Consider the following 12,907-nt stretch of genomic DNA (forward strand, 5'->3'; position numbering starts at 1 on the left):
GCCTGATTAACTATCTCACTAGAATGGTATTCTTTTTTTGAGTAATTAATCGATTGTAAAAGTAGGAATATTCTAATGTAACTCCATAAAAAAGAATAAAACCCTTAATTATCTATAAATAAATCAATAAAGCACATCATTCGTTAATTTTATAGTAGAAACACAGAATCATTACCCATATAAACCACAATCAAAATGGAAACGCTGACAAAACCCCGGGTTAGTAAAAAAGTCCTCAAAGAAGCATTTCTAAAAATGGCCACTGCAAAGGCCATGACCGAATTGTATGAGGAGCATTTCAAAGTGGTTTCTAAATACGTTCATGCTACCTCCAGAGGGCATGAAGCGATCCAATTAGCGGCTGCCATGCTGCTGAAACCTCAGGACTTTGCTTTTCCATATTATAGGGATGATTCCATGTTACTGGGCATTGGCATGAGACCATATGATCTGATGCTGCAATTGCTGGCCAAGCGCGACGATCCGTTCTCAGGCGGAAGAACCTACTATTCGCATCCCAGTTTGAATGATCCGGATAAACCCAAAATCCCTCACCAGTCTTCTGCTACGGGGATGCAGGCGATACCTGCCACTGGTACGGCAATGGGACTGCAGTACAAAGAACTTCAGGGAATAGATGATGGCGATCAACCATTGGTTTTGTGTAGTCTGGGAGATGCGTGTGTAACTGAAGGCGAAGTTGCTGAAGCATTTCAGATGGCCGCTTTGAGACAATTACCCATTTTATTTCTGGTGCAGGACAATGGCTGGGACATTTCAGCCAGCGCCGATGAAATACGTGCAAATAACGCGATGCATTATGCCAAAGGATTTAAAGGACTGGAAGCAGTTCACGTTGAAGGAAATGATTTTGTGGAAAGCTACGACAAGCTACAGCAAGTCATCAAAACCATCCGAAAGGAGCGAAGACCATTTTTGGTACATGCCTCTGTACCCTTGCTGAACCACCACACCTCCGGGGTAAGAATGGAGTGGTACCGAGATGACCTGGACGAACATAAGATCCACGATCCATACCCAATGTTGATTGAGGAGATGGAAGAAGCCGGGTTCTCTGAAAAGGAAATTAAGAAATTAGAGGCGCAAGCTAAAGCAACCGTGGCAGCAGACTATGAAGAAGCACTGAAGGCAGAAGATCCTACACCGGACGATCTTTATACTTACGATTATGCACCCACACCAATTACCGAAGAGCGAGGCGAACGAAAACCCAAAGGTGCTGAGAAGTCTGTGATGGTGGATAGTGCACTGCATGCAGTAGAGGAGATGATGAAGGCGGATAAGAAATGCTTGCTTTATGGTCAGGATGTGGGGCATAGACTTGGAGGTGTATTCAGAGAAGCTGCCACGTTATCTCAAAAGTTTGGGAAAGATCGGGTGTTCAATACCCCGATTCAGGAGGCATTTATCATTGGATCAACTGTGGGGATGTCTGCTGCTGGACTGAAGCCGATTGTAGAAGTGCAGTTTGCCGATTACATCTGGCCAGGTCTGAATCAGTTATTCACCGAGGTGAGCCGATCGTGCTATCTAAGTAATGGCAAATGGCCGGTGAGCATGATCCTGCGTGTGCCAATAGGCGCTTACGGTAGCGGTGGTCCATATCACTCTTCCAGTGTGGAGTCTGTAGTTACAAATATCAGGGGAGTGAAGATCGCCTATCCAAGTACAGGAGCCGACTTGAAGGGCTTGATGAAAGCGGCTTATCATGACCCCAACCCAGTAGTCATTTTTGAGCATAAAGGGCTGTATTGGTCCAAAGTACCGGGCACACTAGCTGCAAAAACACATGAGCCTGCAGAGGATTATGTGTTACCATTCGGTAAAGCCAATGTATTTCAAGCTGCATCCGAAGAAGCGCTGGAGGCCAATGAAGCCATGACCATTGTGACTTACGGTATGGGCGTGCACTGGGCCTTAAATGCATCGAAAGATTTTGAAGGACGTATTGAGATCATTGATTTAAGAACCTTAAATCCAATCGATTACGACACCATCTATCAATCAGTGGAACGTACCAATCGATGCATGGTGCTGACTGAAGAGCCTCGCAACAACACCTTTGCCATGAGCTTATCTGGAAACATTCAAGAGCACTGCTTCAAGCATTTGGATGCCCCTGTCGTGACGATGGGTTCAGAAAACATGCCAGCTATTCCTCTCAATAGTGTATTAGAGGAAACCATGCTGCCTAGTGCAGAAAAAGTATCTCAGAAGATCGGTGAGTTGTTTGATTATTGGGGGTAGTTAATAGACACTAGACGTAAGATTTAAGAAGTAAGACTGAAGATCAATCCGTCACTCCCCGAATCAATAGAAGAACCGGTTTGTTTTCAAGAATTTCGTTTGATTCCAGAGGAGTCCCAAATGGGGATAAATCCAATGCGGTAGCAAGCTCGAAATTGTGAACGCTACTATCATTCGGATTCCCTTAGAATGCATAGTGATTCCGATAGGCATGGTATTCTTTTGAAGCATTCAGGGAATGACGAATGCTATTTCCTCACACTCCAAATTTCATAAATCGGATCGCCTTTGCTCGATAGACCTTTATGGTGCCAATCACCATCTTTAAGTGCATAGTCAAACTCCAGGCTGGCTCCAACACGCGAATCATCTCTGGAAAAGAACTCAATGTTTTCGGTGTATTTGCCGTCCACAGTGGTGTAGGTGCCACCGCCTGTACCCATAAACTCTTTCGTTTCGGTATTATAGGCAATCCACTGAAAACGGGTGCCAGATAAGATCTTCATGGTCTTTCTTGGACGGCTCGTATCTCTTGCCTGAATTTCACCATCACGCACTCTTCCAGACATTAGCCAGGCACCTGCTAAAGCTCCAGGTGCACCATCGTCTACACGCGTCATGATCATGTCACGGCCAATAATAGCAAGGGTGCTATCAGTGATAGCTACTTCAAATTTGACTTCAGTACCAACTCGCTCAGGAGTTTTGGTGTCAAACTCAACCGTTTCTGTCATGGTATTGCCTTCGAGCACCCACGAACCACCATTGGTGCTAATGAATGCTCCAGTCAGTGCATTGTAATTAGCGATGGACTGGTAGCCATCTGCAAAGATGACAACTGATCTAACTTGCTGACCAGCTTCATCCTGGTAGGTACGTTCCCAGGCACCAATGGTGATTGGGCGTATATGGATAGAGGAATGAGTCCGAGAACAACTAGGAGGATTTTCATTTGGATAAGTTACTCCTTTTTTTAGCTTTAACCTTTCTGACAACCGCAATAGCTATGAGAATTAGCGACGGCCAGAAAGTAAAATAGGCCATAACACCATAGAGAAAGGGGTTAGGATTCGGGTCTTCCGTTAAACCAAACTGAGCCATCAGCAGTTTGGTTATTAATGGTCCTGAACCTACTATCAGTAGCACTAGCCCAACAACTAAAATCCAATTGTTTTTTGACATAATTCCTTAATGGATGTTTATCAAAACAGGACGATCACTTCACTATTGCAATTTGGGTGAAACGGCTCATTTCAGAATTTTTGCATTCAAAATGCGGACATCCACCACTGGTCGGTCTAATGAATTGGTTTCCACTGCTGCGATAGAATCCACCACAGCCAATCCTGAAACAACTTCCCCGAATACGGTATAATTCTGATCCAAATGAGGAGTACCTCCTATGGTTTTATAAACCTCGCGGTGTTCCTGTGGAATCACATACTTTTCAAAGTCCTCCAGTTGTTCTGCTTCTTCTTTGAAGAAATTTGACAGACGCATGTAGGTTTCACGGTCTCCATTTCGCATGGCCACATTCATGGAATCCACATATGGAGTATAGGTACTATCATTTTTGAGGAAACTCTCAGCCAACCAACCATTGATCCGGCCTTGAGCGGCATCTAGCAAACTATCTGTAAATACTCTTCCCTGTACAATGTAAAATTGAGTGCTGCTGGACGCTTTCTCTGGGTTGTTGTCACGGGCAGCGGCTAACACTCCCTTCTTATGAAAGAGGTCCGTGTGGAATTCGGCAGGAACTTGGTAACCCAGACCTCCGTTGCCCAATGTGTCATCTGGTGCAGCCATTTTACTATCCGGGTCACCACCTTGAATCATGAACTCTTCGATCACACGATGGAATAACACGCTATCCAATACACCTTCCTGCACGATCTTGATGAAGTTGTCACGATGCTGTGGTGTTTCGTTGTAAAGTTTCAGCACAATTTCACCTTTCGTGGTTTCCAGCTTGATTTGTGTTTCTCGCAGAACTTCAGATTCTTGAGTGGTGTCTTTAGTGGAGTTGGTGCAGGCAAAGGCTAGCATCAAAGCAATCAGAGATAGGTTTTTCATGGATAAATCGTTTGATCAAATATCTATTATTCTGCGCACTTTCTCACCCAATCAGGTATTCTTGGGTTCAGGTATCAATTATTCCCGTTCACTTAAGCTTTTGACTTTTCAATCTTCCATCAAAAATCAATTATTTTAGGTTTGAGTTTTACACTGCATAACCATTAAACCTAACCCACAATCAATGCGCTTCATTGCCTCACTTCTGATATACCTGCTCTTTAGCACAATTACTTTAGCCCAATCAAATAAAACAGAAAAACAACTGGTTAAATGGGTTGATGAGCATAATCAGGAAGCGTTGATGCTTTTGGAAGAGCTCGTCAATATCAATTCGGGCACCATGAATTTTGAAGGTGTAAAAGCCGTAGCGGATGCTTTGGTTCCAAAATTTGAAGCATTGGGCATGGAAGTGGAGTTTACTGATGGCTCGGCATTCAACAGAGCAGGTCATCTTGTTGCGAAGATAGAGGGAGGGAAGGGCCCTAAAATACTGATGATCGGTCATTTGGATACCGTTTTTGAACCTAACAGTCCCTTCCAGAAATGGGAAAAGGTAGATGACAATACGGTCAAAGGTCCTGGTATTGCGGACATGAAAGGTGGCGATGTGATCATTTTGCAGGCACTCTCTGCTTTGCATGCACAAAAGTTACTTAAGGACATGAATATCCTTGTGGTGATGACCGGTGACGAAGAGCTCAGTGGTAGCCCTCTGTCAGAATCCAAAAAGGAATTGATTGAAGCGGCTAAATGGGCTGATATTGCCTTGGGATTTGAGAATGCGGATGGCAACCCCGCCACTGTTAATGTAGCACGAAGGAGTTCGTCCAGTTGGAAACTGGAGGTGTCGGGAAAGGCGGCCCATTCATCTCAGGTGTTTAAGTCTGAAGTAGGTGCCGGCTCCATCTACGAAGCTTCCAGAATCCTGAACCAGTTTTATGTAGAACTAGCGGGAGAGGAGTACCTGACATTCAACCCCGGGGTGATCCTGGGCGGTACGGATGTCACCTATGATGAAAAGTCCAAATCAGGAACTGCTTTCGGTAAAAATAATGTGGTAGCTCAGTCAACTATTGTTACTGGCGACATACGCTGCCTCACCAATGAGCAGTTGGAACGAACCAAAGAATCCATGAAGCGAATAGTTAAAGGGAACCTACCTCGCACCACTGCAACTATAACATTTGGTGAAGGTTATCCTCCATTTGCCCCGACCGAAGGTAATTATCAACTAATGGAACAATTCAGCAAGGTCAGTCAGGATCTGGGGTTTGGTCCTGTAACTGCCGTGAATCCGGCAGATGCGGGAGCTGCGGATATTTCTTTTACGTCGGAATACATCAGCATGGGGATAGACGGTATGGGACTCAGCGGAGCGAACGATCACTCTGTCAATGAAATCGGTTATCTGGATGCCTTACCCAAGCAATCCAAACGAGCTGCAGTCTTGATTTACCGATTGACGAAATAACAAGGTGCTAACCAATGCAGCGCTAAGTCATGTTTTCAATGGTTCTTATCCTCGCTTGAAGGCCAACAAGTTGTCATTCGAATTGGCTTCATCAAAGTAGTAATCCTCGTAGTTGAAGCCTTTGAGATCCTCTACAGCAGTGATCTTATTTTTGATGATGTATTTGGCCATTAACCCCCGAGCTTTCTTGGCATAGAAGGAGATAATCTTGTACTCTCCGTTCTTAAAATCTTTAAAGTCTACGTCAATTACATTGGCTTTAAGTGCCTTTAAATCAACAGCTTTAAAGTATTCTTGTGAAGCAAGATTAACCAGAGTATTGTCTCCTTGCTCTTTCAGATCGCGTCTCAGTTTCTTGGCGATTTTATCTCCCCAAAACTCATAGAGGTTTTTGGAACCATTCACGCGAAGGGAGGTTCCCATTTCCAGGCGATATGGCTGAATGGCGTCTAGCGGACGTAGCAATCCATACAAACCAGATAGAATTCTAAAGTGATCCTGGGCAAAGGCCACTTCAGACTCGTCAAAAGATTCAGCATCCAATCCTTGATACACATCTCCCTGAAATGCATACATCGCTTGTTTGGAATTCTTTTCAGTATGCCGGGAGGAAAAGGCCGCAAATCGCTCCACATTTAAAGAGGCCAGTTTATCACTAACGCTCATCATTTCCTGAAGGTCATCTTCAGTCTTTCCTTTCAGTGTTTCCAACAGCACTTTTGAATCATTGAAAAACCGCGCTTTGGTTCGTTCAGTATCTATTTTTGTCTCAAAATCCAGTGTTTTCGCAGGGGAAACGATAGCAATCATAACTTCAGTCAATGTTTCTTAATAAAATCGAAATACGATGGAATTGTTCCGATCAGATGCGAAGATAATTGGCTAAGTATAACTATAACTTATAGCGCCTTAGTAAATAGTCCATATGCCCATTGTATTTCGATAGTTGTGCTGTTCATGTAATGTCAATTGACTGTTGACTATTAACTATCTTGCGAAAGCATGTCACAAGTTCCCAAAACACTGTATGCAGTCATTGATACCGAGACCACTGGAGGAACTCCCCGGTTTTCAAAGCTGACGGATATTTCCATCTTTATTACCGATGGAGAGCAGGTGCTGGATGAGTTTTCATCATTGATCAATCCTGGCATACCCATTCCACCCTTTATCACTCAATTGACCGGTATTGATGACGGCATGGTGGCCGGTGCTCCTCGTTTTGAAGAAATCGCTAAACAAATTGTGGAGATTACTGAAAATACCGTTTTTGTAGCTCACAATGTCAACTTCGATTACGGCATGTTGCAACATGAGTTTGCCCAGCTCAGTTATCCATATGAGCGGAAAAAGCTCTGTACCGTTCGGTTGGCAAGAAAGTTTTTACCCGGACATCACAGTTACGGTCTGGGCAATATATGTTCGGACCTGGGCATACCGATAGTGGGTCGTCACCGTGCCAGGGGAGATGCGGAAGCTACTGTGGAGCTATTTCATCTGATCTATGAGCAATCCGATGGTCATCCCACGATGGAAAACGAGAAGTGGCTTAAATCGCTTCCGGCCCACATGGATCGTGACATTGTAGATCGATTACCCGAGGAGCCGGGCTTGTATTATTTGTATGATGAAGCGGGCACCCCACTGTATGTAGGAGCATCTCGCAACCTGTTCAAAGCAGTAACCAAACAGCTGACCAGCAAAGCACAAAAGAATAAGCAAATCATGTCGCTCATTCATGATATTGATTTTGAATTGACCGGTAGCGAACTGATTGCTCAATTGAGACTGCAGGAAGAGCGCGAGCGACTAGAACCACATTTCAATTATGTAAAGTCTCGATCTAAATGGTCCATTGCCACACACCCTGATTTGTTTGGTTACCTCAATCTGGCTGTAATGCCTGGTGAAGGCTCAGGACAAACTTTTGGTTCTAAGAAGGAAGCACTGGCTTTTTTAGAGAAAATCACACAGAATTACCACTTGTGCAAACCGCTGGTTGGATTAGGTTCTGCTTGTCAGGGAGCGTGTTTGGGTGCCTGCAGGCAATTAGAAAAGTCGGGTACCTACAATGATCGGGTGGAAGCTGCACTTTCTTCCAGAAACTTCGAAAGAGATAGTTTTGTCATCCTCGATCATCGCTTGTCGGTCAACCACGACCAACCTTTCGTGCTGGTCGAAAATGATCAGTATATAGGCTATGGACTTATTGACACCAGTGAAGAATCAGTAGGGGATTTTTATAGCCTGAAAGATCGAGTAAACATAGATGAGAACACATCTGATAAAATCTCCATTATTCAAACCTATTTATCTAAAAACAAACCTAAAGTCATCTATGCCTAAATTAACATCAATCTATTTGTTAGTACTGATCATCACTTCATGTTCTAATCCAAAAGAGCAAACTAAATCAATAGTCGCTGAGGGAGCTGAGTTACAATTGGTAGCTGATCAATTCAAGTTCACAGAAGGTCCAGCGAGTGACCGGGAGGGTAACATTTACTTCACAGATCAGCCAAATGATGATATTTGGAAATGGTCTCCAAATGATGGCTTGACGTTGTTTATGGATAGCTCTGGAAGAGCTAACGGTCTGTATGTGGATGATCAGGGTTACTTACTTGCCTGTGCTGATGAAGCCAACGAACTTTGGCGAATCAATCTAGCTGACAAGTCCCATGAAGTGCTTCTCAAGGGTTGGAATGGCATGAAGTACAATGGTCCGAATGACATGTGGCTAGACGCAAAAGGAGGAATTTATTTTACAGACCCCTTCTACAAAAGAGTTTACTGGAAAGACACGTCGATGCAGCAGTCCAACTGTAAAGTGTTTTACCTACCACCTGGTGGTAGTACACCGATTGTTCAGGATAGTACATTGATTCGGCCTAATGGAATCATTGGCACGCCGGATCAGAAATACCTGTATGTAGCCGACAATACCGGCAAGAAGCTCTACCAATACCACATTGGACTTGATGGCCAATTAGAGAACAAAAGGCTTTTCGCAGATACAGGGTCTGACGGTATGACGATAGACAATCAGGGTAATATTTATGTGACTGGAGATGGTGTGACAGTTTATGACGATTTGGGAATAAAGATTCACCACATTCCGGTAGATCGTAGCTGGACTGCCAATGTAACCTTTGGTGGACCTAATCAGGACATTCTTTTCATCACGGCTATGAATTCCGTATTCACACTAAAGATGAATGTGAAAGGAGTGAGATGGCAATAGATTCGGCGCTTTTATTCGGTTTCATGTGGTATTTCTTCGGTATGAATGAATAAATAGTTGTACTAACGAAATACCATTTTATTATGTCTACCTTTGCAGTTCATTTAATACACATTCTTTGAATAAGTTTAGTCAATTAGGTTTGTCCCAGGTTATTGTAGACAACCTTCAAAAAATGGGGTTTGAAACCCCAACTCCGGTTCAGGAACAAGCCATTCCCTTACTTTTAAATCAAAATCCAACAGACTTCATCGGTTTAGCACAAACAGGAACGGGTAAAACCGCTGCTTTTGGGCTTCCCCTGATAGATCTGATAGAAGACGATAGCCGTACTCAAGCGCTGGTAATGGCGCCAACACGGGAGCTTGGACAGCAGATTGCCAAGCAACTTGATGATTTTGCCCGAGGCATCAAATCTGTCAACATAGAAGTGGTCTATGGTGGAGCCGCCATTACCAATCAAATGAAGGCACTCAAGAAGCCTACGCAAATCATTGTGGCCACTCCAGGCAGGCTGAAAGACTTGATCAACAGACGAGCAGTGAAACTGGACAATGTCCAATATGTAGTGCTGGATGAAGCCGATGAAATGCTCAATATGGGCTTTAAAGAAGACATTGACGAAATTCTGTCTTACACCAATGAAGATCGGGTGACGTGGTTGTTTTCAGCCACCATGCCTTCGGATGTTCGCAAGATTGTCAATAAGTACATGAATAACCCGCTAGAAGTGGCGGTCAATACTGTTCAGCAGAGTAATACAGACATTTCCCATAAATATGTGATCACCAAAACAGCGAATAAACTGGCTGCGGTCAGAAGGTTTATGGACCTTCAGCCCGAAATGAGAGCGGTGATGTTTTGTCGTACCAAATGGCAAACCCAAGAAATCGCTGATGAATTGGGTCAGCAGGGATATGGGGTAGAGGCCTTGCACGGAGACCTATCTCAATCGCAAAGAGATGCAGTCATGAATCGCTTCAAAACACGCTCTATGCAGATGTTGGTCGCTACCGATGTGGCTGCCAGAGGGATAGATGTGAACGATCTGACCCATGTATTCCACCACACGCTGCCTGATCAGCTGGAAAGTTATACCCACCGAAGTGGTCGAACAGGACGTGCAGGTAAGAAAGGCATTTCCATGGTGTTTATCAACCCAAGAGAAGGCCGGAAAATCCAGGAGTTAGAGAAAAAAATCAAAATCTCCTTTGAGCGTGTGGAAGTTCCTACGATGGAAGAACTGAAAACGAAGCGCATTCATAATTGGGCCAACATCATCATCAACACCAATGTGGACCCACAATCTGATGATATTCTCAGCGAAGTGTCCCATCACTTTGCTCATCTGAGTAAAGAAGATCTTTTGAAGCGATTAATCACCACTCAGTTAGATCACCTGACGTCCGGTACGAAGGAAGAAGATAATCTGAACGAATCCCATGGAGGTAACCCTGAAAGGAGGGGTAAAGGGGGTGGATTTAACCGCTATTTTATCAACGTGGGTTCGGTAGATGGTTTGACAAAATCCGATCTGGTTCACTACATGTCCGACATCACTAATATAGATAGGAAGTTTTTTGGTGACATTACCATGCAAAAGACACGTTCTTATGTGGATGTAGATTCCAGCAAGGATAAAGGCATCAGCCTGAAGTTTGAAGGAATTGAGATTGAAGGCAGAGCCATCAGAATGAATAAAGATGATCAAGCCGGTCCGTCATCTTCTGGTGAAGGAGCGTTTGACAAGTTCAAGAAAAAGAAAAATAAGGACCGTAAACGCCCAGATAAACGTCGGGAAGGCAGACGTGGAAGAAGAAGATAGTCTTGATAAAGTGTGATTTTTCTGAATCACACTTTTTTTATTACGCTAATCATCGTATTATTGCAATATAATTATGGGAGTATCTAGAACAGATCTTTTTTCAGACAGACAAAATGCACTGGCTACAGCAGCTAAGGCGTTTTCACATCCAGCTCGAATCGCCATCATTGAATATTTATTGCAGGCTAATGCATGTATCAATGGGGATCTTGTGCAGGAGCTCGGTTTAGCTCAGGCAACCATTAGTCAACACTTGAGGGAATTGAAAGATATTGGGATCATTCAGGGAACAATAGAAGGGGCTCGGATTAGTTACTGTATCAACCCTGCACGTTGGAATGAAATACAACAACAATTTGATCGCATTTTCAAAAGACTAGATACCAACAAAAACTGTTGCTAAAAAAATTTAATTTAATCAATCGTAATATTGCAATAATATAAAGCCATGAACAACGAACAAGAATTAAAGCAGGTCGTTCGGGAACGATACGCAAAGATCGCCGAACAAGGTAAAGCCGAAAATGCAGCATCATGCTGTGGAGCCACAGACACTTCCAACAAGGTGTACAACATCATGATGGATGATTACACGGACACCGGAGGATATGTAGAAGACGCAGACCTGGGACTTGGGTGTGGTCTTCCTACTCAGTTTGCACAGATAGATAAAGGAGATGTAGTAATCGATCTGGGTTCTGGTGCGGGTAATGATTGTTTTGTCGCTCGTCATGAAACGGGTCCTGAGGGTAAAGTAATAGGTATAGACTTTACACCTGCGATGATCAACAAGGCGAGAGCGAATGCTGAAAAACTCGGCTTCAACAATGTGGAATTTAGAGAAGGCGATATAGATGATATGCCAATTAGTGATCAGGTGGCTGATGTGATTGTGAGCAATTGCGTACTCAATTTGGTTCCGGACAAGCCTAAGGTTATCAAAGAAATTTTTCGCGTGTTAAAGCCTGGTGGCCATTTCAGCATTTCAGATATCGTATTGGTAGGAGAGTTGCCTGAAGCGCTTAAGAAAGATGCCGAAATGTACGCGGGTTGTGTTGCGGGAGCTATCCAGAAGGAGGATTACCTAATGGCCATTGAAGACTCCGGATTTGAACAAGTGATCATTCAGAAAGAAAAGCCCATTACCATCCCTGATGATATTCTGAGCAAATACCTTTCTGCTGAGGAAGTTATCGAGTTCAACAATGGTGCAACAGGTATTTTCAGCATTACCGTTAATGGCCAAAAGCCGGGAGGAAAACCAAAAGAGTTGGTTGAGGCAAGCGAAGAAGCATGCTGTGGACCTGGGTGCTGCAACTAATCACTGTACTCAACTATGTCGACAAAACCTAGTTTATACCCTGAGCTTTCTCGGACAATAGGGAAAGCCAGGGCTTTGTCCATACCAGCTGGACGCAAGGAGGTCTTAAAAGCTTTAATCGACTATATCCAGAAAAAAGTAGATGCTGGTGGCGATAAGGTTAATCTGAACTTCATCTGTACGCACAATTCTCGTAGAAGTCAGTTTTCACAAATTTGGGCACAAACGGCTGCAGATTACTTTGGCATACCGGCTCAATGTTATTCGGGAGGAGTAGAAGTTACTGCTTTCAATGAACGAGCCGTTGCTTCGATCAAGCGAAATGGTTTTCAGGTAAAGGCCGAAGGTATTGGTAATCCAATTTACTGGGTCACTCATTCCCGGGAAGGCCAACCCATCAAAGCTTTCTCCAAGGTATTTGATGACCCGGCTAATGATCCTGAACAATTTGCTGCCGTGATGACCTGCTCACATGCGGATGAGAATTGTCCATTCATACCAGGCACAGAACAGCGCATACCTGTTCGTTACGAAGATCCGAAGGCATTTGATGATACTCCGGAGGAAGCAGCTAAGTATGACGATCGTTCCTTGCAGATTGCTTCGGAAATGTTTTATGTATTCTCTAACATCCATCTTGCTTAATTTTTTTCCTCAACTTGTAAGAATCCATAACCGCCCTGGTACTAGTTAGCCAAA

Annotated in this window: 11 protein-coding genes; 8 read left to right on the forward strand and 3 right to left on the reverse strand. The window is 43.8% G+C overall.

The window, feature by feature from the left end; translation table 11 throughout:
- Positions 1-195: 195 nt before the first annotated feature.
- Complete coding sequence (locus ACO067_RS22530; protein WP_421878667.1) at positions 196-2,268, forward strand: alpha-ketoacid dehydrogenase subunit alpha/beta; 2,073 nt, start codon at positions 196-198, stop codon at positions 2,266-2,268.
- A gap of 248 nt (positions 2,269-2,516) precedes the next feature.
- Here the strand turns inward: ACO067_RS22530 and ACO067_RS22535 are convergent, their stop codons facing one another.
- On the reverse strand, positions 2,517-3,263 hold the full coding sequence (locus ACO067_RS22535) for a hypothetical protein (RefSeq protein ID WP_421878671.1): 747 nt from the start codon (positions 3,261-3,263) through the stop codon (positions 2,517-2,519).
- Between the two features lie 253 nt (positions 3,264-3,516).
- Complete coding sequence (locus ACO067_RS22540) at positions 3,517-4,344, reverse strand: peptidylprolyl isomerase (protein ID WP_421878674.1); 828 nt, start codon at positions 4,342-4,344, stop codon at positions 3,517-3,519.
- A 184-nt stretch (positions 4,345-4,528) separates the two neighbouring features.
- On the opposite strand from ACO067_RS22540, the gene ACO067_RS22545 reads away from it, so the two are divergent.
- On the forward strand, positions 4,529-5,818 hold the full coding sequence (locus ACO067_RS22545) for a M20/M25/M40 family metallo-hydrolase (protein WP_421878676.1): 1,290 nt from the start codon (positions 4,529-4,531) through the stop codon (positions 5,816-5,818).
- A gap of 45 nt (positions 5,819-5,863) precedes the next feature.
- Here the strand turns inward: ACO067_RS22545 and yaaA are convergent, their stop codons facing one another.
- Positions 5,864-6,628, reverse strand: coding sequence for a peroxide stress protein YaaA (gene yaaA / locus ACO067_RS22550; protein WP_421878679.1), 765 nt, complete (start codon positions 6,626-6,628; stop codon positions 5,864-5,866).
- Between the two features lie 192 nt (positions 6,629-6,820).
- On the opposite strand from yaaA, the gene ACO067_RS22555 reads away from it, so the two are divergent.
- From ACO067_RS22555 to ACO067_RS22580, 6 genes are all read left to right on the forward strand, one after another.
- Positions 6,821-8,164 carry an exonuclease domain-containing protein gene (locus ACO067_RS22555; protein ID WP_421878682.1) on the forward strand — a complete coding sequence of 448 codons (1,344 nt, stop codon included), beginning with the start codon at positions 6,821-6,823 and terminating at the stop codon, positions 8,162-8,164.
- Positions 8,157-9,062 (forward strand): SMP-30/gluconolactonase/LRE family protein, encoded by a 906-nt coding sequence (locus tag ACO067_RS22560; protein ID WP_421878685.1) that lies wholly within the window; start codon positions 8,157-8,159, stop codon positions 9,060-9,062. The genes ACO067_RS22555 and ACO067_RS22560 overlap by 8 nt, the downstream gene beginning before the upstream one ends.
- Positions 9,063-9,180: 118 nt before the next feature.
- Complete coding sequence (locus ACO067_RS22565; RefSeq protein ID WP_421878688.1) at positions 9,181-10,887, forward strand: DEAD/DEAH box helicase; 1,707 nt, start codon at positions 9,181-9,183, stop codon at positions 10,885-10,887.
- Positions 10,888-10,960: 73 nt separating this feature from the next.
- Entirely contained in the window at positions 10,961-11,290 is a 330-nt protein-coding gene (locus tag ACO067_RS22570; RefSeq protein WP_421878690.1) for an ArsR/SmtB family transcription factor, read from the forward strand.
- 45 nt (positions 11,291-11,335) lie between these two features.
- Positions 11,336-12,208, forward strand: coding sequence for an arsenite methyltransferase (locus ACO067_RS22575; RefSeq protein ID WP_421878693.1), 873 nt, complete (start codon positions 11,336-11,338; stop codon positions 12,206-12,208).
- A gap of 15 nt (positions 12,209-12,223) precedes the next feature.
- Complete coding sequence (locus tag ACO067_RS22580; RefSeq protein WP_421878696.1) at positions 12,224-12,853, forward strand: protein-tyrosine-phosphatase; 630 nt, start codon at positions 12,224-12,226, stop codon at positions 12,851-12,853.
- Positions 12,854-12,907: the final 54 nt, after the last annotated feature.

Origin of the sequence: Marinoscillum sp. (assembly GCF_965229915.1) — a bacterium.
In the GTDB taxonomy this organism is placed as follows: Bacteria; Bacteroidota; Bacteroidia; order Cytophagales; family Cyclobacteriaceae; genus Marinoscillum.